General features: G+C 61.3%; 21 protein-coding genes. 8 read left to right on the top strand and 13 right to left on the bottom strand.

Features of this window, described 5'->3' with window-relative positions:
- Positions 1-7: 7 nt before the first annotated feature.
- Positions 8-1,237, top strand: a complete 1,230-nt coding sequence (locus EX00_RS10745; protein ID WP_047456942.1) for a tetratricopeptide repeat protein — start codon at positions 8-10, stop codon at positions 1,235-1,237.
- A gap of 77 nt (positions 1,238-1,314) precedes the next feature.
- Here EX00_RS10745 and EX00_RS10740 read toward each other — a convergent pair whose 3' ends face one another.
- The gene (locus tag EX00_RS10740) at positions 1,315-2,094 is read right to left on the bottom strand and encodes an alpha/beta fold hydrolase (protein WP_047456941.1); all 780 of its coding nucleotides are present in this window, start codon (positions 2,092-2,094) and stop codon (positions 1,315-1,317) included.
- A 172-nt stretch (positions 2,095-2,266) separates the two neighbouring features.
- On the opposite strand from EX00_RS10740, the gene EX00_RS10735 reads away from it, so the two are divergent.
- From EX00_RS10735 to EX00_RS10715, 5 genes are all read left to right on the top strand, one after another.
- Positions 2,267-2,851 (top strand): sigma-70 family RNA polymerase sigma factor, encoded by a 585-nt coding sequence (locus tag EX00_RS10735; RefSeq protein ID WP_047456940.1) that lies wholly within the window; start codon positions 2,267-2,269, stop codon positions 2,849-2,851.
- Positions 2,848-3,495, top strand: coding sequence for an NrsF family protein (locus EX00_RS10730; protein WP_047456938.1), 648 nt, complete (start codon positions 2,848-2,850; stop codon positions 3,493-3,495). Before EX00_RS10735 ends, EX00_RS10730 begins: the two co-directional genes overlap by 4 nt.
- 233 nt (positions 3,496-3,728) lie before the next feature.
- Complete coding sequence (locus EX00_RS10725; protein WP_047456936.1) at positions 3,729-4,532, top strand: inositol monophosphatase family protein; 804 nt, start codon at positions 3,729-3,731, stop codon at positions 4,530-4,532.
- A 133-nt stretch (positions 4,533-4,665) separates the two neighbouring features.
- A complete protein-coding gene (locus tag EX00_RS10720; protein WP_047456934.1) occupies positions 4,666-5,709 on the top strand; it encodes a hypothetical protein in 1,044 nt (347 codons plus the stop codon).
- Between the two features lie 3 nt (positions 5,710-5,712).
- Positions 5,713-6,744 (top strand): peptidoglycan -binding protein, encoded by a 1,032-nt coding sequence (locus tag EX00_RS10715; RefSeq protein WP_047456933.1) that lies wholly within the window; start codon positions 5,713-5,715, stop codon positions 6,742-6,744.
- Positions 6,745-6,747: 3 nt separating this feature from the next.
- On the opposite strand, the gene EX00_RS10710 is transcribed toward EX00_RS10715, so the two are convergent.
- From EX00_RS10710 to EX00_RS10695, 4 genes are all read right to left on the bottom strand, one after another.
- A complete protein-coding gene (locus EX00_RS10710; protein WP_047456932.1) occupies positions 6,748-7,995 on the bottom strand; it encodes an RNA polymerase sigma factor in 1,248 nt (415 codons plus the stop codon).
- A gap of 7 nt (positions 7,996-8,002) precedes the next feature.
- Positions 8,003-8,341, bottom strand: a complete 339-nt coding sequence (locus EX00_RS10705) for a YciI family protein (protein ID WP_047456930.1) — start codon at positions 8,339-8,341, stop codon at positions 8,003-8,005.
- 252 nt (positions 8,342-8,593) lie between these two features.
- Positions 8,594-8,782 carry a YegP family protein gene (locus EX00_RS10700; protein WP_007701263.1) on the bottom strand — a complete coding sequence of 63 codons (189 nt, stop codon included), beginning with the start codon at positions 8,780-8,782 and terminating at the stop codon, positions 8,594-8,596.
- A 108-nt stretch (positions 8,783-8,890) separates the two neighbouring features.
- The gene (locus tag EX00_RS10695; protein ID WP_404944009.1) at positions 8,891-10,777 is read right to left on the bottom strand and encodes an ABC transporter transmembrane domain-containing protein; all 1,887 of its coding nucleotides are present in this window, start codon (positions 10,775-10,777) and stop codon (positions 8,891-8,893) included.
- A gap of 108 nt (positions 10,778-10,885) precedes the next feature.
- On the opposite strand from EX00_RS10695, the gene rpmE reads away from it, so the two are divergent.
- A complete protein-coding gene (gene rpmE, locus EX00_RS10690; protein WP_007701269.1) occupies positions 10,886-11,107 on the top strand; it encodes a 50S ribosomal protein L31 in 222 nt (73 codons plus the stop codon).
- Between the two features lie 60 nt (positions 11,108-11,167).
- Here the strand turns inward: rpmE and EX00_RS10685 are convergent, their stop codons facing one another.
- The 4 genes from EX00_RS10685 to EX00_RS10670 all read right to left on the bottom strand — a co-directional run bounded on the left by EX00_RS10685 (position 11,168) and on the right by EX00_RS10670 (position 14,021).
- The gene (locus tag EX00_RS10685; RefSeq protein ID WP_047457700.1) at positions 11,168-11,536 is read right to left on the bottom strand and encodes a YybH family protein; all 369 of its coding nucleotides are present in this window, start codon (positions 11,534-11,536) and stop codon (positions 11,168-11,170) included.
- A 111-nt stretch (positions 11,537-11,647) separates the two neighbouring features.
- On the bottom strand, positions 11,648-12,160 hold the full coding sequence (rcdA, locus tag EX00_RS10680) for a protease adaptor protein RcdA (protein WP_047456926.1): 513 nt from the start codon (positions 12,158-12,160) through the stop codon (positions 11,648-11,650).
- Between the two features lie 366 nt (positions 12,161-12,526).
- The gene (locus EX00_RS10675) at positions 12,527-12,718 is read right to left on the bottom strand and encodes a DUF1192 domain-containing protein (protein WP_047456924.1); all 192 of its coding nucleotides are present in this window, start codon (positions 12,716-12,718) and stop codon (positions 12,527-12,529) included.
- A 28-nt stretch (positions 12,719-12,746) separates the two neighbouring features.
- Positions 12,747-14,021, bottom strand: coding sequence for an MFS transporter (locus tag EX00_RS10670; RefSeq protein WP_047456923.1), 1,275 nt, complete (start codon positions 14,019-14,021; stop codon positions 12,747-12,749).
- Between the two features lie 225 nt (positions 14,022-14,246).
- Between EX00_RS10670 and EX00_RS31705 the strand changes: the two genes are divergently transcribed.
- Positions 14,247-14,408 (top strand): hypothetical protein, encoded by a 162-nt coding sequence (locus EX00_RS31705; RefSeq protein ID WP_202903702.1) that lies wholly within the window; start codon positions 14,247-14,249, stop codon positions 14,406-14,408.
- Positions 14,409-14,458: 50 nt separating this feature from the next.
- Here EX00_RS31705 and EX00_RS10665 read toward each other — a convergent pair whose 3' ends face one another.
- The 4 genes from EX00_RS10665 to EX00_RS10650 all read right to left on the bottom strand — a co-directional run bounded on the left by EX00_RS10665 (position 14,459) and on the right by EX00_RS10650 (position 19,888).
- Positions 14,459-15,376: a PhzF family phenazine biosynthesis protein gene (locus EX00_RS10665; protein ID WP_047456922.1), complete on the bottom strand. Its 918-nt coding sequence runs from the start codon at positions 15,374-15,376 to the stop codon at positions 14,459-14,461.
- A 173-nt stretch (positions 15,377-15,549) separates the two neighbouring features.
- A complete protein-coding gene (locus EX00_RS10660) occupies positions 15,550-16,572 on the bottom strand; it encodes a class I fructose-bisphosphate aldolase (protein ID WP_047456921.1) in 1,023 nt (340 codons plus the stop codon).
- Positions 16,573-16,782: 210 nt separating this feature from the next.
- On the bottom strand, positions 16,783-17,985 hold the full coding sequence (locus tag EX00_RS10655; RefSeq protein WP_047456920.1) for a phosphoglycerate kinase: 1,203 nt from the start codon (positions 17,983-17,985) through the stop codon (positions 16,783-16,785).
- A gap of 73 nt (positions 17,986-18,058) precedes the next feature.
- Positions 18,059-19,888 carry a potassium/proton antiporter gene (locus EX00_RS10650; protein WP_047456918.1) on the bottom strand — a complete coding sequence of 610 codons (1,830 nt, stop codon included), beginning with the start codon at positions 19,886-19,888 and terminating at the stop codon, positions 18,059-18,061.
- Positions 19,889-19,921 lie beyond the last annotated feature (33 nt).

The following is a 19,921-nucleotide window of genomic DNA, read 5'->3' as shown; positions in this document are numbered from 1 at the left end:
GCAAACCATGTCGTTCACGCCTCGATTCCGTCACCATTCCTTCCTTGCCGCGCTCGCCGTCGGGCTGACGGCATTGCCGTTGCTGTCGGTGGCGCAGTCGAGCAAGGGCGATACGTCGCTGCCCGGCATCACCGCGCAGCCGGATAAGCCGGATCAGAATGCCAAACCTGCCGAAGGTGGGCTTGCCGACGATACCGACGTGCCCCCGGACGATGCCCCGACGCATGGCGAGAGCGTCGTGACACGCCCTCTGGATGCGGGCACGAACACTTTCAAGACCGAGAAGATCCAGCCCGGCGCGGAGCCGAAGGCCGATAATGTCAAGCCGTCCGAAGGTGTCGGGGTTTTTGAGCGCATGGGCGCGAATCTGCCCGACCTGCCCAAGGACAAACCCTTCAAGGGCAAAGTCGACGAAGCCTACGGGGCATTCCAGCGTGGCTATTATCTGACAGCGTTCCAGCGGGCGCTGCCGCGGGCGCAGCTCGGCGATCCCGCCGCGCAGACTTTGCTTGCCGAACTGATGACCCAAGGTCTCGGCGTCAAGCGCGACACCAAGGATGCCGCCTTCTGGTACAGCAAGGCGGCCGAGGGCGGCGACGCCACCGCGATGTTCAAATATGCGCTCGTCCTGATGGAAGGGCGTGACGTGCCGCGCGACCGGAAGAAGGCTGACGAATGGATGAAAAAGGCGGCCGATGCCGGCCAGGCATCCGCCGAATTCAACTTGGGGCAGATGCTGACGGCCGAAAATCCCGGTCTCAAGGGCCTGCAAATGGCTCTTCCCTATTATGAGAAGTCCGCCGAGCAAGGCATTGCCGACGCGCAATATGCCATCTCGCAGCTTTATCTCAACATGCCCGAGCTGCCGCCGGAAAAGAAAGCGCGCGCCCGCGAATGGCTGTCGCGCGCCGCCAATGCCGGTTTCGACACCGCGCAGCTCGACATGGGCGTCTGGCTGATCAACGGCACCGGTGGCAAGCAGGACCTGGAAAATGGCTTCAACTGGATGCGGGTTGCCGCCTATCGCGGCAATATCGTCGCCCAGAACAAGCTGGCGCATCTCTATATCAATGCCCTCGGCACGAAGCAGGATCCGGTCGCGGCCGCCACATGGTATGTGATTTCCCGCCGTGCCGGCCTGAAGGATCCGGAGCTCGAGGATTTCTATCAGGGCATCGAGGATTACCAGCAGAAGGCCGCGATCGACGCGGCCAACAAGTTCCGCCGGGCGCGGTAGCGCGCCGGGCGTGTTTGCGGTTTTCCGAAGCAGATCGCTGAATCGATCTCGAAAATCTATCCGATGATTGGCGTCAGCTATTTCTTCACTGGGTAGCCCGCGGCCGCAAGGATCATGTTGGCGATTTCACGAGGATGGGAAATCAGTGAGACATGGCTGGAGTTGAGTTCGACGGTGGTCGCATTCATGCGCTTGGCGAGAAAGCGTTCCAACTCGGGCGATGTCGTGCGGTCGTTCTTGGAGATGGCGTACCAGCTCGGCTTGGTCTTCCAGGCGGCCTGCGTGGTGCGCGAGGCAAACAGGGTGTCCGAAATCCGCCCCTGCACCGCATAAAGTGCCCGAGCCTTGGCGGGTTTCAGGTCGCCGGCGAAGTCATGGACGAAAGCATCTTCGCTGAGCTGAGCGAAACCGCCTGAATGGACGAGACCTTTGGTTGCCGGTGGGGTGGGGAATTTGGCGGCGAGTGCGGCATAGTCCTCGCCGGCGTCGGGTGCGCGGGCGGCAACATAGACGAGGGCGCTGACCTTCGGGTCGATGCCAGTCTCGCTGATGACCATGCCGGCATAGGAGTGGCCGACGAGGACGGTCGGACCATCCTGCAGTGCCAGAACCCGATTGGTGGCGGCAACATCATCGGCGAAGGACGTCAGCGGGTTTTGCACCGAAGTCACATGCAGGCCGGCGCGCTGCAGGATCGGGATCACCTCGGACCAGCTCGATCCGTCGGCGTAGGCGCCATGGACGAGGACGACATTATGCGCCTTGATCGTCGGCGCGGTTGCGGCGAAGGCCGGTTGTGCTGCGAAGACAGCCAATAGTGCGGCTGTGGCAATGGCAAGTCTCTGTAGTGTTTTCATCGATCGGTTTCCTTGGTTGATTGTCGGGAGGATGCTTCACGCTCCTGAAACTCAATTCGACCGGCTGTGGCGCGGCGCAACATCATCACGGAAATGTGTTGGCGTTTGGCGTGCGGCGATAAAAATCTGGAGTGGGCTGTAACAAATACGTTTTGGCGGCGAATAGACAGATATGGAATCGCGCGAACAGATTTGGGCCAATGCCATGAAGGCCGAGCGGCGGGGCGATGCTGCCGCTTATGAATGGCTGCTGGGCGATGTCGCGAAATTGCTGCGCGTCTTGGTCCGTGGACGGCTGTCGCGGCTCGGCATGAGCGCGCATGAGACGGAAGATATCGTTCAGGAAATATTAATCGGCCTGCATACGATGCGGCATCGCTGGGACGCGGATCGCGCGTTTCTGCCATGGTTTTACGCCATTGTACGCTACAAGCTGTCCGACGCGATGCGCCGCCGTCGCCGGGAGGCGCGATATCGCAGCGACCTGACGCTGGAAGAATGGTCCAATGTGGTCGAAGCGCCGCGTGAAAACGCCGACCGGGCGCTGATCGATCTCGACCGCCATTTGAACGGTCTCTCCCTTGGTCAACGCACCGTCGTCCAGGCGCTGACGATCGAGGGCGCGTCGGTGCGCGAGACGGCCGAGAAGCTCCAGACCAGCGAAGGTGCTGTGCGGGTGACGCTGCACCGGGCGCTGCAACGCCTGGCTTCGGTCGCCGGCGTTGCTCCACACAAACCAAGCAGGGGCAAGATATGAAAACCGCTGATGATACTGGTGTCATGATCCGAAATCTGGCTGGTGAGGCCGGGGTAGAGCAGCGACCTCTAGTTCTTTCCTTTGAGCGCACTTTGCTGCTTGCAACGATCCTTTCGCTCATCTGCGCGATCGTCCTGGTCTTTGCCACCTTCGGCTTTCAGCCCGAATTGCAAGCGACTTTGCGCGGCGCGTCATTCCATCACAAAATCACCAGTATGTTGGTGCTGGCCGGTGGTGGCATTCTGGCCGTGCGTCACGCCGGCAAGCCGGGCTCCGGAGCGTTGTCGCTCGCCATGCTGTTGCCGGGGGTGGCATTGTTGCTGATCGGCGCTGCCTCGGATCTGTCGGGCTTCCCGCTGATGGGCCGATCCGGCGTCTCCGTTCCGAGCTGCCTCATGGCCATGGTCTTGTTATCGCTCATGCCGCTGGCGCTGATCATCGCGGCGCTTCGAACCGGCGTCACGACCCGGCCGGCCATGGCGGGTGCTGCGGCCGGCATTCTCGCGGGCGCTCTCGGGGCCGCTGCCTATGCTTTCGTCTGCAAGAATGATGGCGGCCTGTTCGTGGCGGTCTGGTATAGCATCGCGATTGCGATCGTGATGGGTATGGGCGCCTTTGTCGGCAAACGCGTACTGGCCTGGTGATATCGCCCGGATTCGAGTTCCTTCACCTGCTCTCGTGGTGAAGTGCATGAGACAAAGGCCGCAGCGCCGAACCACGAGGGCGGCCCGATAATGGCAGCATTTGCCTCGGCACTTGAAATTCCCCCGATTTTGTGGTCTTGAGGCCGCCAATCTTTTATTGCGCTGCCGATCCCGCTCCGCCGGGGCCTTTTTCGGGTCCGGTCAGTGCCTTCTATATTACCCAAGGAAAACCGATGGCCCGTTCTGCTCTTCTCAATGTCATGGTTCAGGCTGCCCTCAAGGCAGGCAAGTCGCTTAGCCGCGATTTCGGCGAAGTGCAGAACCTGCAGGTTTCGGTGAAGGGGCCGGGCGATTTCGTCAGCCAGGCCGATCTGAAGGCGCAGAAGATCATCCGCGACGAACTGCTGAAGGCGCGGCCGACCTACGGCTTCCTCGGCGAAGAGGCCGACGAGGATATCAAGGGCACCGACGGCGCGCATCGCTGGATCGTCGACCCGCTCGACGGCACGACCAACTTCCTGCACGGCATTCCGATGTTCTCTGTGTCGATCGCGCTCGAGCGCAACGGCGAGATCGTGGCCGGTGTCATCTTCAATCCGGCGACGGACGAGCTCTACACCGCTGAGCGCGGCGGCGGTGCCTTCCTCAATGATCGCCGCCTGCGCGTCGCCTCGCGCCGCGTGCTGTCGGATTGCGTCATCGGTTGCGGCGTTCCGCATCTTGGCCGTGGCAATCATGGCAAGTTCCTCGTCGAGCTGCGTCATGTCATGAGCGAAGTCGCTGGTGTGCGTCGCGTCGGTTCGGCGGCACTCGATCTTGCCTATGTCGCCGCCGGCCGTTTCGACGGTTTCTGGGAAGTGGGGCTGTCGCCCTGGGATATGGCGGTGGGCATCCTTCTGGTGCGCGAAGCCGGTGGTTTCGTGTCGGATTTCGACGGCGGCAGCGACATGCTCGCCACCAGCTCGATCATCTGCGGCAACGAGCATATTCACAAGGCGCTTGCCGAGGTCGTCAAGCGGCCGATCCCGACGAAATAAGGTCGGACCCAGCCCAATCACCTGTGGCAAAACTGCCTGTTGCCAACGGGTCGTTTTGTGCTTTCCGTCTCTTCAATTCGGCTCAATGTTGCTCTAGTCTCCGCCTGCGGAAACTCCGGAGGCTGAGCGTGCGATGGAAAATGTGAACCTGGGGGATCTGGGGTCGACCGACAATGTGTCGGGCAACTATACCTACAAGCTCTCCAGCCCAATGGCCTTCTTCTGGACGATGATCCTCTTTCTGGTCATCGTCGGTTTTATCGTGGCGATCCTGTTTCGTCAGGCTCAAGTCGCCTTCATGCACAATCCCGGTCTCAACGGCCTGATCCTCGGCGTGCTTGCCGTCGGCATCCTGCTGGTCTTCAACCATGTGCTGATGCTGCGGCCGGAAGTCCGCTGGTTCAATCATTTCCGTGCAGTCGGCAACGCTGAAAAGGTCGGCCGCAATCCCCGGCTTCTGGCGCCGATGCGGGCGCTGATCGGCAACCGCCGCGGCATGCAGCTTTCGACCGCGACGCTGCGCTCAATCCTCGATTCCATCGCTACCCGCCTCGACGAGTCGCGCGACACCTCGCGCTATCTCATCGGCCTGCTGGTCTTCCTCGGCCTGCTCGGCACCTTCTGGGGCCTGATCGGCACGATCGGCTCGATCAACGACGTCATCCAGAGCCTTGATGTCGGCTCGGGCGACAGCAGCGATATTCTCGGTTCGCTGAAGTCCGGCCTTTCGGGACCGCTGGTCGGCATGGGCACGGCGTTCTCCTCGTCGCTGCTCGGTCTTTCCGGCTCGCTGATCCTGGGCTTTCTCGACCTGCAGGCCGGCCGAGCCCAGAACCGCTTTTACACCGAACTGGAAAACTGGCTTTCCTCCGTCACCGATGTCGGCTCCGACCTCGGACCGGTCATCGAGGGTACCAGCGGCGCATCCTCCGAGGATGTGCGCGCGCTTTCGGACTATCTGCGCAAGATCGCCGACGAGGGCGGCGGTCAGCGTTCGGTAACGGCGATGGCGAACCTCGCGGAAGGCATTCAGGGCCTGGTCAAGAACATGCGCAACGAACAGCAGATGCTGCGCGACTGGATCGAGGCGCAACAGGAGGAGGCGAAATCGATGCGTCGCACGCTCGATCGTCTTGCCGACCGCATCAGCCATACCGAGAAGACCGGGAGCAAGTAAGCCATGGCGCTCGCGCGAAACCGCCGCCATCAGCGAACGGTCGATTATTGGCCTGGCTTCGTCGATGCGTTGTCCACGCTGTTGATGGCGATCATGTTCCTGCTGACGGTGTTCGTCCTCGGCCAGTTCATTCTGAGCCGCGAGATTTCCGGCCGGGACGAGGCGCTCAATCGTCTCAACAGCCGTATCAACGATCTGGTGGAGCAGCTGGCGCTGGAGAAGAACGGCAAGCAGGATCTGGAGGATTCCGTCGCCAATCTGCAAGCGTCGCTGTCGTTGGCGGAGGGCGAGCGCTCGCGCCTGCAGGCCTTGCTTAGCGCCGGCTCCGGCAATAGCCAGGCCGCCCAACAGCAGGTCGGCACGCTGTCGCAGCAGCTTGATGACCAGAAGCAGGCAAGCGCCCGTGCGCTCAGCCAGGTCGAACTCCTCAATCAGCAGATTGCCGCACTTCGCAGCCAGATCGCCGCCGTCGAAGCCGCTCTGCAGGCGTCGGAGAACAAGGATCAGTCGTCGCAGGTGAAGATCGCTGACCTCGGCCGGCGGCTGAATGTGGCGCTGGCGCAGCGTGTGCAGGAGCTCAACCGCTATCGCTCCGACTTCTTCGGGCGCTTGCGCGAAATCCTCTCCGACCGCGACAACATCCGCATCGTCGGCGACCGCTTCGTCTTCCAGTCCGAAGTGCTGTTCCCCTCAGGCGCTGCCGATCTCAATCCGGCCGGCCAGACGGAGATGGCCAAGCTCGCCGCCGCGTTGGTCGATCTTTCCAAGGAAATTCCGCCCGAGATCAACTGGGTGCTGCGCGTCGACGGGCATACGGACAATGTGCAACTCTCGGGCAATGGCCGCTACCCGGACAACTGGGCACTGTCGTCGGCCCGCGCCATTGCCGTCGTCAAGTTCTTGATTTCCCAGGGCGTTCCCGCCGACCGGCTCGTGGCCGCCGGCTTCGGCGAGTTCCAGCCGATCGCACCCGGCGACACGTCGGAGGCGCGTGCTACCAATCGGCGTATTGAGCTGAAGCTGACGGAGAAGTAGTCGTCAGCTCTTGTCGACCTGAACGGCGTCGAGGCGAGTCTGGAGAAACTCCCGCACGGAGGGACTATCGCTGAGGCCAATCGCGGTGCGATAGGCTACGACAGCGCTTTCCGTTTCTCCGGCTTCAGCAAGCAGATGAGCACGGACGGCCCAATGGGGCTGGTAGGTGGCGATATCGCGTTTGGCTATCTGGTTCAAACGCTGCAACCCTGCGGTCGCGCCCTGTGCTCGGCCGATGACGGCTGCCTGGCTGACGCGGGCGCCGGCGGTTGGTGTCATCAGGACGAGTGCATCATAGAGTGTTGCGAGCGCCGTCCAGTCGGTGATGCCGGAGCGGCGGCGTTCGGCGTGGACAGACTGGATCGCCGCCTGGCATTGGAACGGGCCGAAACGGTCGAAAGCGCCCGCCTGTCTCAGCAGGCCGTCGGCTTCGGCGATCATGATGGCGTTCCAGCGTGTGGTGTCCTGTTCGTCGAGCGGCACATAGCGGCCATCGCCGTCCCGGCGAGCGCTGCGGCGGGCTTCACAATAGAGCATCAGGGACAGCAGGCCAGCTGCTTCCGGCTCCTCCGGTAGGGTGGCGAGCAGGGCGCGGCCGAGCCAGATGGCCTCGTCCGCCAGCGAGCCACGCTTGCCGTCTTCACCGTCGAGCCCATCCCAGCCTAGGCCGTAAGCGGCATAGATTGCCGAGAGCACCCCCGCCAGTCGTCCCGGCAGCATGGAGCGATCAGGAACACTGAAAGGAATGCGCGCTTCGCGGATCTTGGCCTTTGCCCGCACCAGCCGCTGGCTCATGGTTTCGGGCGAGACGATAAAGGCCCGCGCGATGGTTTTACCGTCGATGCCGAGGACAGTTTGCAGCATCAGCGGTGTATGCATTGAGCGGTCGATGGCGGGATGGGTGCAGGTGAACAACAGCTTCAGCCGCTCGTCGGGGAAGGCTGGGTTATCCGCATTCATGCGCTCCTCCGCTTCCTCGAATGCCATGGCGATAGTATCGCGGGCAGCCATTTTGACTTTTGTGTGCCTTGCCGCGCGATAGAGGTTTCGCCGTGCAGCGACCAGCAGCCAGGCTTCTGGATTATCCGGGATACCCCGCTCCAGCCAGGTATTCAGCGCAACGGCAAGCGCCTCGGAGAGCGCGTCTTCCGCCGACGGCACATCACCCGAGCGTGCCGCGAGAAAGGCGATCAGCTTGCCGTAAGATTGGCGCGCTACCCGCTCGGTAGCGCGCCCGACGTCGAGACTCATGGGTATCTCATACCAATAGGCGCGGCCGTATCTCGACGGAGCCCTGCGGGGAGACCGGCACGCGCATAGCCCATTCCAGGGCAGCATCGAGATCCGGCACGTCGATCAGGTAGAAGCCACCGAGCTGCTCCTTGCCGTCCGGAAAGGGGCCGTCCTGGACATGGTGATCGTCACCACGGAGTCGGACGATCGTTGCTGTTTCCGGCGCGGTCAATCCGGCACCACCGGTCATGACGCCGGCCTGGACCAGCGCCTGCGTATAGGCGATCCAGCCGTTTTTATAGGCGGGATCCTCGCGCCGCTTAAAGTCCTCGGCCGATTCACGGATGATCAAGGCGTATTGCATGGGAAACTCCTGCTCGCTGTGTTGACGGTTTTCCGGGCCGGATGCTGCATCTAGGGAGTAAATCTCAAAATGCGCAACGCCGCCGGTGAAGCGGCTTCATGCCGTTCCGATACAATGAGCCACGAGCCGGGCTGATTTCGACAGAACGGGTGAATTTTCCAAAGTTTGTGCAACGATCAAACAAAAACGGCCGGCGCACCAGAAGGCGGCCGACCGTGGAAGGCTGTTGTAGCAGACGCTCGACGTGAAGTCTTAAGCGGTGGCTGTGGTCTGGTCGTCGATGACGGCGGCGCCGACATGGGCCTTGATCGATTCGATAGCGTGCAGGGCCGAAGCCTTTGCCTTGTAGCCCTCGGAGCCAAACATGGTTTCGCCGTTCGAGGCCTTGAACCGGAATCGGAATTCGCCAGCCTTATCTTTATAGACTTCAAATTTATACATTGTTCCCGTCTCCTAGAATCGCATCAGTGCGAGATAACGTTGGAAATCTAGCGCAACTTCAAAGCCATTTCCACCTGTTGCATTCGCAATGACTTGATCAATCTGTCGTTATTTCACAACGAGCATGCGATCTTCGACGCCGGCGTCGAATTGCAGCCGCGCCAGCTTGGCGTAGATGCCGCCGTGTTGGATGAGGCTCTGGTGCGTGCCTTCCTCGACAATGCGGCCCTGATCGAGCACCAGGATGCGGTCGGCTTTGAGCACCGTCGCCAGGCGATGGGCAATCACGAGGGTGGTGCGCGTTTCCATCAGGCCGTCGAGCGCTTTCTGCACCAGCGTCTCGCTTTCGGCGTCGAGTGCGGAGGTCGCTTCGTCGAGCAGCAGGATCGGCGCATTCTTCAGGATGGCGCGGGCAATGGCGATGCGCTGGCGCTGGCCGCCGGAAAGGGTGATGCCGCGCTCGCCCACCTGTGTGTCGTAACCTTGGTCCAGACGCAGGATGAACTCATCCGCCTGGGCGGCGATCGCGGCGGCGCGCACCTCGTCACGCGAGGCGCCGGGGCGGCCGAAGGCGATATTGTCATGGATCGTGGCGGCGAAAATCGTCGTGTCCTGCGGCACGATGGCAATGCGGTCGCGTAAGTCGTCCGGGGTGACGCGGCGGGCGTCGATGCCGTCGACGGCGATGCTGCCCTGCTGCGGATCGTAAAAGCGCAGGAGCAGCGAGAAGATCGTGCTTTTGCCGGCCCCGGAAGGGCCGACGATCGCCACGGTCTCGCCCGGCTTGACCGACAGCGACAGGCCATGCAGCGCCGACCTGCCCGGCCGCGACGGATAGGAGAAATGCACGTCGGTGAAGTCGACGCGGCCTTGCGGCGGCTGGGGCAGGGGGAGGGGATCGGAGGGAGCGGCGATCGGTGATACCTCCGCCAGAAGCTCGCCCAGGCGATCTGCCGCGCCTGCTGCTTGCGACAGCTCGCCCCAGACTTCCGACAGGGAGCCGAGCGAGGTGCCGGCGATGACGGAATAGAGCAAGAACTGACCGAGCGTTCCGGCCGTCATCGTGCCGGCGAGGACATTCTCGGCGCCGACCCAGAGCACGGCGACGATGCTGCCGAAGATCATGGTGATGGCAAAGCCGGTGAGCAGCGAGCGGGATTTGATCGCGGCGCGGGCTGCCTGAAAGGCGTCTTCCACCGAAGCGCCATAGCGCTGCGCCGCGGCTGTCTCGCCATTGAAAGCCTGAATGGTGCGGCTGGCGGCGATGGTTTCGTTGGCGTAGGCTGATGCTTGGGCGAGGGTGTTCTGTGCAGCGCGCGAGCGTTTGCGCACCGAACGGCCGAAGCTGACGAGCGGCAGCACGATGACCGGGATGGCGATGAGCACGATGCTCGACAGTTTCGGGCTGGTGACGATCATCATCCCCACGGCGCCGAAACAGAGGATAAGATTGCGCAACGCCACGGAGGCCGTTGCGCCGACGGCGGATTTGATCTGCGTCGTGTCGGCCGTCAGCCGCGAGACGATCTCGCCGGACTGGTTGACGTCGAAGAAGGAGGGCGATAGCCGCGTCACATGGTCGAAGACCTCGCGGCGCATATCCGAGACGATGCGCTCGCCGATGGTGATGACGAAATAATAGCGCATTGCGCTCGCCACAGCGAGGACGACGGCCATGATCATCATCGCGACGAAATAGCTGTCGATGAGGCCACGGTCAGCCTGATCGAAGCCGTGGTCGATCATACGCCTGACGGCAAGGGGCAGGGCGAGCGAAGTGACAGCGGCAGCGATCAGCGCGATGAGAGCGCCTACCACCATGCCGCGATAGCGCTTGAGATAGGGCGTCAGCCGCCCGAGGGGACGGACGGATCCGCGTTTTTTGTCGTCTGTCTGGCCAGTCTCTGACAAGTCGTCTCCAATCCCCGTATCAGCAAGGGGCTTCGCTTTTTCGGCCCTTGTTATCCTTGCCGCCTTCATGTATAGGCACGCCATCTCAATTGGAAGCCGTAGCCTAATCGGACTGCGGCTTCATTTATTCAATCGGTTCGGTTGCCGCAATGGCTTGCGACAAATGGACCCTGGCATGACAGGAAGATTGTTATGAAGGCTAACATCCATCCCGACTACCACACGATCAAGGTAGTCATGACTGACGGCACCGAATACGAAACCCGCTCGACCTGGGGTTCTGAAGGCGCCACCATGAATCTCGAAATCGACAGCAAGTCGCATCCGGCTTGGACGGGCGGCAACCAGCAGCTCATGGACCGCGGCGGCCGCGTTTCCAAGTTCAACAAGCGCTTCGGCAGCCTCGGCGTCTAATCGCTTCGCGATCCGACGTTTTGACAAGAGCCCGGTTTTACCGGGCTTTTTTGTTGTGTGTTAACGAGGAAAATGACTCAGATGCTCGTGGGTGATTTTCCATTCGCCGGATCTCTTCTGGAGAACTGTCGTGCCCCGGCCTTTACCTTCGAAGGCTTTGCCGTCCCACAGTCCCTTCCAGTGAAAGGTGTAAATACAGCTCGCAGCGTCATCGCCAACGGCAATCCATCTGAGATCCTCGAGCCAATAGACTTCTTCCTGAGATTTTTCCCAAGTTCTTTCGAACGCTGCCCGGATCTCCTTGAGGCCACAATGGGAGCCATCGGAGAACCAGAACACAGCATCGTTGGCTATGAGTGGTGCCAACTCGTCAAAGCGCTGCAACTTGATCTTGGTTTCGTAGAGCTTCAGGACATCGTCGGGACGCATGATCACCTCGCTAGGATGCAATCGCCACGGTAATCGCTTTTCCCAACAAAGCAAAACCGGCCGTGCAAGGCACGACCGGTTCAATTCGTCCGCAATAGGATGTTCTGTCGATTATTCCCCGAAAGCCGTCTGCAGAAGGGTGAGCTGCGCCTTGACGCTGTTCTGGTTGTCCGGAACAATCTGGGGTTCCGTCGGGCGGTAGATTTCGCGGTCGAGCAGGGCGACGCGGTTCTGCAGGCGCAGCGAGCGTTCGACGAGATCGCGGAAGGCTTCCGGCAGGTCGTTCCAGCCGGGCGCGTTGCGGTCGACGTTGAAGCCGTCGAGGCGAACCTTGTTCTTTTCGGCGAGCACCTGATCGCGCGACATTTCGCCATTGTTGACGGCGCGCTGCAGCAGCAGCCAGGAGGCCATCTGCATCAGGCGGGTGGTGAGCCGCATGGATTCGGCGGCGTAGAGCACTGAGGCCATGCGCGGCAGAACTTTGGAAGCGGTGCGGCCGTTGCCATCGAGATAGCCGGCGGTTTCCTCGACCAGCGACATGCCTTCGGAGTACAGCATCCTGAACTGTGCCGACGACGCTGCATGGCCAGCAAAGCTGATCGTGTTCAAACCAAGTTCTGACATCGAAGAAATCCCTGCTTCACGCAACACTTTTGTTCAGGAAAGGCCGGGCAAGTCCAGAAGGACTCTCGGCATCCGTTCTTATGACTTCAAGATGATGATTTTAACTGAAATCCGCAAGACGATTCTTAAGAAAGGGTTAATCTCCACAGTTTCGTCGAATGGCCCGTGAGACAGCAAAAAAGAAGAGCCGCAAAAGCGGCTCTCAAGGTAAAACAGGGAGAAAAATCAGACCAATTCGACAAGAGGAGGAACTGCCTGAGTCCAGAGCAAATCTGGATGATGTAGTAATATGTCGTAAAGCTTAATATTCCGTTGAGTATGTCCGTCCGCATGTTCGGGCGCACAGGTTTTCCGCCGATGGCGAGCCTAAAATCGGAAGAGATTTTCAGCGGCTTGCCGGCCGGATGCCTTGGCGGTGATCTCGTCTTCCAGCCGGGCGATCTCCGCCTGCAGCAATGTGACACGATACTTGAGCTCGTCGACGGAGAGCAGCGAGAGATCGCTGCCGATCTCATGGACAGACGGCTGCTTTGGTTGGTCGTCGTCGAAAATGCTCATTTCGGCTCCTCCTTGCCCCTCTTTGGGCTCAGGTGCCGTAATTTACAGTGTTATCGTCCTTATTTGAAGCCTCGCTGCGTGCAAGCGACATGCTTTCCGGCGTGATCATCTGCGTGTTCGCCGACGGCATGGTCGTGTAGGCGTCGCGGTCGCTCGCCGGCCTTGCCGCGCGCTGGCGGCTGCGGACGATCGCATAGGCCGTGATCAGGACATGAGCGATCGCAGTGACGAAGAACAGCGCATAAGGGCCGACGGCCGACATAACCGGACCGCCGAGCGTCGGGCCGATGATCGTGCCGATGCCGTAGAGCAGGAGCAGCCCGCCGGAAACCTTGACGTATTCCTCCGGCGCGGCGAAGTCATTGGCATGGGCGACGGCAATCGGATAGAGCGTGTTGGCGACGGCGCCATAGATTATCACCATGGTAATCAGGAAATGTGGGTTGCCCGGCTTTATCAGGAAGAGCAATAGCCCGTCGAGCGCGGCAATGGCCGCCATGCCGGCCAGCACGTAGCGGCGGTCGATGCGATCCGAAAGCCGTCCGGCCGGAAACTGCATCACAGCGCCGGCAAAGATGGTCGAGCTCATCATCACGGCGATATTGCTTTCGGAAAGGCCGGCATTGGCGCCGAAGACGGCGCCAAGCGTGCCATAAGCACCATTTGCGATGCCGACCAGCAGGATGCCGAGGGAGGCGACCGGTGAATTGCGATAGAGCGCCTTCAGGTCGAGGCTGACGGTTTTCAGCGGTTGCGGCGATGCGGCGGTCGACAAGGTCGTCGGCAGCATGGCGACACAATAGCAGATGCCGCAGACCATGAAGAGAATGGGCGTGTGGATGTCGGCGAAGGGGACCATCATCTGGCCGGCGACGGCGCCGATCAGGGTGATACCGATATAGAGCGAGAAGATCGCACCGCGGCTTTCGTTGGTTGCGCGCTCGTTGAGCCAGCTTTCAATGATCATCGAGGTGCCGGCGGTGCAGAAGCCGGTCACGGCGCGCAATGCCACCCACCAGAGGGGGTCAACGATGATGCCGGTCAGGAGCGCGATGATGGCTATGACGGCGACGAAACCGGAAAAGGCGCGAACATGGCCGATGCGTCGGACGAGCTTCGGTGCTGTCAGGCAGCCGAGCACAAAGCCGGTGGCCCAGGTCGTGCCCAGAAGGCCGAGCGTCGTCGTGGCATAGCCTTCGGCGGTGCCGCGCACCGGCAGCAACAGGCCATGCAGGCCATTTCCCGTGAACAGGAAGAGCGTGCCGAAAAGCAGGGCGAGAACAGGCAGAATGTTTCTTTTCATGTCCCTACTTTCAGTCGGCTCCGCTTAAAGAACCGATAAGGCAGGAATGGGTTCCCGCCAGTTTTCGCTATTGATTGTGCCCCGGATTGCCGCTATCGGCGTGTAGAAACAGTCTGTTGGCGCGGAAAGATGTCCGTCCTATGACGATTAGAGCATGATCGCGAAAACTGCGCAGTGGTTTTTGAAGGGGTTTTGCTCACTCTTGCGCAAACGGGGAAAAATACCGTGACAAAAGTGATCGCGGTGCTGCTGATGCTGGCCATGGCGGTGCAGATCATCAAGCCGCTCGGGCTCCCGGGCCTCAAGCGGCGTGTTGATTTCTGGAAGATCGCCATTATCGCCTTCGCGGCCTGGACCATCGCGCTGATCATTAACGAGACGTTTTAGCGCACCGCTCCGAAAGCCGGCATCGGCTTTCGGAAAAGCTTATCCGCAGGTCAAAATGTGACTTCGCCACGCATGACGCTGACACAATGACCGGAGAGAAAGACGTCGGTGATGATACCTCCGGATTTCTTGACATCGAGTCCGATCAGGCTGCGCCGGCCCATTTCCACGCCCTGTTCGATGGTGATCTGCTTCTCGACGTCGCCTTCGGGCAGGAGCGAGGTCAGATAGGCGCCGAGGGCGGCCGAGGCGCTGCCGGTCGCCGGATCTTCGGGAACATTGTCGAGCGGCGCGAACATGCGGGCGCGGATATGCCAGGGCTTATCGACCGAGCGGGTATAGAGGAACAGCGAAAAGCCCGTTTTGTCTTCCTTATGAAGGGTCGCTGCTTCGGCGAAGATGGCAGCATTCGGGCGCGCCTTACCGAGCGTTTCGATGCTATCCAGTTCCGCAAAGGCAAACGGCAGGCCGACGGAAGCGAAGGTCGGGGCGTGTGTCGCGTGTCGAATGGATGCCGGGTCGACCTGGATGCAGCGGGCGATAAGGTCGCCGGCAACGGTGTCGCCGAGTTGTAGTTTTGCCGGCGCGCGTATTTTCGCGCCGCTGACATCATTGTCCGTGCGAAGGAGCTGCACATCCACGAGCCCGGCCTTCTCCTCGAAGATCAATTTGTCGCCCGGCGTTTTTCCGAAGATCTCCGTTTGCTGGCCGAGTACGAAGGCGGTGCCGACATTGGGATGGCCGGCGAAGGGGATTTCCTTGGTCGGCGTGAAGATGCGGACGCGTGCCGTATGCTCCGGATTTTCCGGCGGCAGCACGAAGGTCACTTCGGAATAGTTGAACTCGGTCGCGATTTTCTGCATCGCCTCATCGCCCAGGCCGCGCGCGTCGGGAATGACGGCCAGCGGATTGCCGGCGAAACGCTCGGAGGTGAAGACGTCGGTGGTGACGTAAGCGACGGTGTTCATGTGTGGCTCCTGCCAGTTCGGATAGGTTTGCAGGATTTAGCCGCAGGGCGTTTGCTGCTGGAAGCCGGAACTTGTGGCGGTGACAATTTGGAGAGCTCAGGGTATCCGAAAAGCAAAAAGCCCCGACCGCGTTGCGATCGGGACTCACAATCGTTTCAAGCTATCAACCTAAATCAGGCAGCCTTTTCGCTGTTCTTGGTCCAGCTGCCCTTGGCGGCGAGGTAGTTCATCTCGGCGCGGTGGGTGAAGGCGCGCTGGCCGGCGGCGACGTTTTCCGGCTTGCCGTCCCATGCCTTCAGTGCTGCGTCCTGCAGGGCGCGGCCGTAGGAGAAGGTGACGTGCCAGGGCAGGTCATAGCCGTTGATGGCGGAGAGATGTGCGGTTGCTTCTTCTGAGGTCTGGCCGCCGGATAGGAAGGCGATGCCCGGAACGGCGGAAGGAACGGTTTCCTTCAGCACCTTGACGGTGCGCTCAGCAACCTGTTCGACCGATGCCTTACGCAGCTTCTTGCCATCGATGACCATGCTCGGCTTCAGGATCATGCCCTCGAGGCTGACGCGGGCTTCGGCGAGCTCCTGGAAGACGATCTGTAGCGTCCAGCGGGTGACTTCCTCACTGCGGTCGAGATCCTGCGTTCCCGGAACGCCATCCATCAGAACTTCCGGCTCGACGATCGGCACGATCTTGGCCTGCTGGCAAAGAGCGGCATAGCGGGCGAGCGCATGGGCGTTGGCCTTGATCGCGCCGTAGGTCGGCAGCGTGTCGGAAATGGAGATCACGCCGCGCCATTTGGCGAAGCGGGCGCCGGCGTCATAATATTTCGCCAGGCGGTCGGCGAGGCCGTCGAGGCCCTCGGTGACGGTTTCGCCCGGGAAAGCGGCCAGCGGCTTGGCGCCGGTATCGACCTTGATGCCGGGAATGCCGCCGGCGGCCTTGATGATGTCGACGAAGGGCGTGCCGTTCGCGGCCTTCTGGAAGAGGGTTTCCTCATAGAGGATGACGCCGGAGATGTATTTCTTCATCGCCTCGTCGGCGCGGAAGAGCATTTCGCGATAGTCGCGGCGGCTCTCCTCGGTGGAAACGAGAGATATGGTGTCGAAGCGCTTCTTGTTCGTGGCGGTGGATTCGTCAGCCGCCAAGAGGCCCTTGCCATCGGCAACCATCTTTACGGCAATGTCTTCAAGTCTTTCGCTCATTTTTCGTTCTCCAAGGCGTTTTCTGTCGGCGACGAGATCAATATAGATCGGCGATAACAGAAGTATATAAGGAGGGAAATGCTCAGCTAAGCTATTGAAACGATTGAATTGATTTCAAACGTTTGAAAGTTTGTGTGACGATCCTATCACCTTGTGGAAAGCCGCGAAAGTTTTGGCTTTCGCGGCTCTTTCCGTGGTTAATGCTGCTGCTTACTTTGCGGCCTGAAGAACGGCCACGCCCGGCAGGACCTTGCCTTCCATCCATTCGAGGAAGGCGCCGCCCGCTGTCGAAACATAGGTGAAGTCATCGGCGACGCCGGCATGGTTCAGCGCGGAGACGGTATCGCCGCCGCCGGCGACGGAGGTCAGCTTGCCGGCCTTGGTTCGTTCGGCGGCATATTGGGCGGCCGCGACGGTGGCTGCGTCGAACGGGGTGATTTCGAAGGCGCCGAGCGGACCGTTCCAGACCAGTGTCGTGGACCCCTCGATGATTTTTTTCACGGCTTCGACCGACTTCGGGCCGACATCGAGCACCATGGCATCGGCCGGAATGGCATCGATCGCGACCACCTCGTTGGCGGCACCTGCCTTGAACTCGCGGGCGACAACGCCGTCCGTCGGGAGGACGATCTGGCAGTTCGATGCTTTGGCTTCAGCGATGATCTCTTTGGCGGTCCCGGCGAGATCATGCTCGCAGAGCGACTTGCCGACATTAATGCCGTTAGCGGCGAGGAAGGTGTTGGCCATGCCGCCACCGATCACCAGCGCATCGACCTTATGCACCAGGTTCTTCAGGAGGTCGATCTTGGAAGAGACCTTGGCGCCACCGACGATGGCGACGACCGGGCGGACCGGATTGCCGAGACCCTTTTCCAGCGCCGTGAGTTCACCCTGCATGGTGCGGCCGGCATAGGCGGGCAGGAGGTGAGCGAGGCCCTCGGTCGAGGCGTGGGCGCGGTGGGCGGCCGAAAAGGCGTCGTTGACGTAGAGATCGCCATTGGTGGCCAGTGCTTTGGTGAAGGCCGCGTCGTTCTTTTCTTCTTCCTTGTGGAAGCGGGTGTTTTCGAGCAGCAGGATGTCGCCGTTGCCCATCTTGGCGACAGCTTCGGCCGCCGGTGCGCCGATGCAATCGGCGGCGAAGAGAACCGCGTGATCGAGCACTTCCTCGACCGCCGGAATAATCAGGGACAGCGACAGATCCGGCGAGGGGCCATCCTTCGGGCGGCCGAAATGAGCAAGCAGGATGACCTTGGCGCCCTTGCCGGACAATTCGAGGATCGTCGGGGCCACACGCTCGATACGGGTTGCGTCGGTGACCTTGCCGTCCTTGACCGGCACATTGAGGTCGACGCGCACGAGCACGCGCTTGCCGGTGATGTCGGTGAGATTGTCGAGGGTTTTGAAGGCTGCCATGGGGAGGAATCCAATATTGTTGGTACCGTGAAGTGCGCCGACCATACTACGGATGATCTGAGACGCAAGGCGGTCAGGCGTCGTTTTTGCCGGCCCCCGTGATGCGCTCCCGGCGCTTGCGCAGGTAGCCGCGAATGCCGTTGAGGATGTCGTGCAGATTGACGAAAATCGGCAGGGCCGTTGCCGGTTCCAGCGCTTCCAGCGACATGCCGACGGACTGGATATGGTCGTTTTCGTCGAGCTCGCGGACGATCAGGATGATCTCGCCGAGGCGGACGCGGTCGGCATAGTCGGCCTTGCCGCCGAGGCGCTGGCGCATCAGCTCGGCGATCGTCAGTCCCTTTTCCTGTTCGCTCAGAAGGCCAGGTCCATAGGCGGCGTCGAGGTCGGCGGCCGGGCGCAGCGGCGAGATCGAGAAAGCGCCGAAGAAATCGGTGTCTTCCGGATCGACCGGCGCGCGGCTCGCAAACAGACGGTCGAGCAGGCGTGAATAGCTGGGGGTGACAAAGAGATAGACGAGATCGTTTTCGCGCAGGCGGCCGGCATATTGATAGCGCATTGATTTGCCGTCGCGCACGACGAGCGACGGCATGGCCCAGCGCGGAATGCGCTCGCCGCGCAGGACCGGGCTGTCCTTGACGACGCGGTAGGAGAGCAATTCATGATTGGCCGCGCCCGGAAGGTCGACCTCGACCTTGTCGACCGCGCCCATGCGCGGCGGCACGATAAGGCCGAGCCGGCGCGCCATCGGCTTGATCGTCCAGCCCTGGAGGAGCAGCGACACCAGCACAACGATGAAGGCGACGTTGAAATAGGTCTGGCCAGCTTCGAGGTTGCCGAGGATCGGCATGATGGCGAGCAGGATGGAGACGGCGCCGCGCAAGCCCACCCAGGCGACGAAGCCGGTCTCCCGTTGCGTGTAGTCGAAGGGCAGCAGGCAGAGCCAGACGGCGATCGGGCGGGCGACGAAGATCAGGAACAGGGCCAGCGCCACCGCGGGAATGGCGATCGCCGGAAATTGCGATGGCGTGGCGAGCAGGCCGAGTACGAGGAACATGATGATCTGCGCGAGCCACGTCATGCCATCCTGGAAGCGCTTGATCGAGGCCGACGCCGGCATCTTGCGATTGCCGGCATAGATGCCGGCGACATAGACCGCGAGAAAGCCGCTGCCGCCGACAGCACCGGTGAAGGAGAAGACGAGGAGGGCGAGCGCCAGCACGAAGATCGGCGTCAGGCCGCGGTCGGTCTCCAGATTACTGACGATCAGCACGATCATCATGCCGCCGAGCAGGCCGAGGATGACGCCGAGGCCCATCTGCTGGATGAAGGTGGCGAGCATGGTGAGGTTGATGCCGCCATAGCCTTCGCCGCTCGCCAGCAGTTCGACGAGCGCCAATGTCAGAAAGATCGCCATCGGATCGTTGGTGCCGGATTCGACCTCCAGCGTGGAGCGCACTTTGTCACGGATGTTGATGCCGCCGATGCGCAGCAGGAAGAAGACGGCGGCCGCGTCCGTCGAGGCGACGATCGAGCCGAGTAGCAGACCCTGCAACCAGGTGAAGCCGAGAAGCCAAGTGGAGGCAAGGCCGAACAGGGCCGCCGTCACGAGAACGCCGAGGGAGGCGATGGTCAATGCCGGGGCGGCCGCGAGTTTGAAGGCCTGGATCGGCGTGCCGTAGCCGGAATCGAAGAGAATGACGGCAAGGGCAAGGGAGCCAAGAATATAGGCAAGATAGTTGTTGGAAAATTCGATGCCGAGCCCATCCGTGCCTGCCAGCAGACCAATCAGCAGGAAGAGCAGCAGCAACGGGGCGCCGAAACGGAAGGCAAGCAGGCTCGAGAAGGCCGCGATCAGGATCAGAACCGTGCACACCAGCACGATGACGTAAAATGCCTCCACTCGGTCTTCCCCTTTCCCGTACGCCGCTGCTGT

It is taken from the genome of Martinezella rhizogenes (genome assembly GCF_000799715.1).
Taxonomy (GTDB): Bacteria; Pseudomonadota; Alphaproteobacteria; order Rhizobiales; family Rhizobiaceae; genus Rhizobium; species Rhizobium rhizogenes_C.
Note: the sequence above shows the minus strand (reverse complement) of the source record. Positions and strands in the feature narration are given on the sequence as shown.

Excerpts from the sequence above, each read along its gene's own strand:
- EX00_RS10745 (WP_047456942.1), top strand. The coding sequence starts at position 8 with ATGTCGTTCACGCCTCGATTCCGTCACCATTCCTTCCTTGCCGCGCTC.
- EX00_RS10740 (WP_047456941.1), bottom strand. The coding sequence starts at position 2,094 with ATGAAAACACTACAGAGACTTGCCATTGCCACAGCCGCACTATTGGCT.
- EX00_RS10735 (WP_047456940.1), top strand. The coding sequence starts at position 2,267 with ATGGAATCGCGCGAACAGATTTGGGCCAATGCCATGAAGGCCGAGCGG.
- EX00_RS10730 (WP_047456938.1), top strand. The coding sequence starts at position 2,848 with ATGAAAACCGCTGATGATACTGGTGTCATGATCCGAAATCTGGCTGGT.
- EX00_RS10725 (WP_047456936.1), top strand. The coding sequence starts at position 3,729 with ATGGCCCGTTCTGCTCTTCTCAATGTCATGGTTCAGGCTGCCCTCAAG.
- EX00_RS10720 (WP_047456934.1), top strand. The coding sequence starts at position 4,666 with ATGGAAAATGTGAACCTGGGGGATCTGGGGTCGACCGACAATGTGTCG.
- EX00_RS10715 (WP_047456933.1), top strand. The coding sequence starts at position 5,713 with ATGGCGCTCGCGCGAAACCGCCGCCATCAGCGAACGGTCGATTATTGG.
- EX00_RS10710 (WP_047456932.1), bottom strand. The coding sequence starts at position 7,995 with ATGAGTCTCGACGTCGGGCGCGCTACCGAGCGGGTAGCGCGCCAATCT.
- EX00_RS10705 (WP_047456930.1), bottom strand. The coding sequence starts at position 8,341 with ATGCAATACGCCTTGATCATCCGTGAATCGGCCGAGGACTTTAAGCGG.
- EX00_RS10700 (WP_007701263.1), bottom strand. The coding sequence starts at position 8,782 with ATGTATAAATTTGAAGTCTATAAAGATAAGGCTGGCGAATTCCGATTC.
- EX00_RS10695 (WP_404944009.1), bottom strand. The coding sequence starts at position 10,777 with ATGGCGTGCCTATACATGAAGGCGGCAAGGATAACAAGGGCCGAAAAA.
- rpmE (WP_007701269.1), top strand. The coding sequence starts at position 10,886 with ATGAAGGCTAACATCCATCCCGACTACCACACGATCAAGGTAGTCATG.
- EX00_RS10685 (WP_047457700.1), bottom strand. The coding sequence starts at position 11,536 with ATGCGTCCCGACGATGTCCTGAAGCTCTACGAAACCAAGATCAAGTTG.
- rcdA (WP_047456926.1), bottom strand. The coding sequence starts at position 12,160 with ATGTCAGAACTTGGTTTGAACACGATCAGCTTTGCTGGCCATGCAGCG.
- EX00_RS10675 (WP_047456924.1), bottom strand. The coding sequence starts at position 12,718 with ATGAGCATTTTCGACGACGACCAACCAAAGCAGCCGTCTGTCCATGAG.
- EX00_RS10670 (WP_047456923.1), bottom strand. The coding sequence starts at position 14,021 with ATGAAAAGAAACATTCTGCCTGTTCTCGCCCTGCTTTTCGGCACGCTC.
- EX00_RS10665 (WP_047456922.1), bottom strand. The coding sequence starts at position 15,376 with ATGAACACCGTCGCTTACGTCACCACCGACGTCTTCACCTCCGAGCGT.
- EX00_RS10660 (WP_047456921.1), bottom strand. The coding sequence starts at position 16,572 with ATGAGCGAAAGACTTGAAGACATTGCCGTAAAGATGGTTGCCGATGGC.
- EX00_RS10655 (WP_047456920.1), bottom strand. The coding sequence starts at position 17,985 with ATGGCAGCCTTCAAAACCCTCGACAATCTCACCGACATCACCGGCAAG.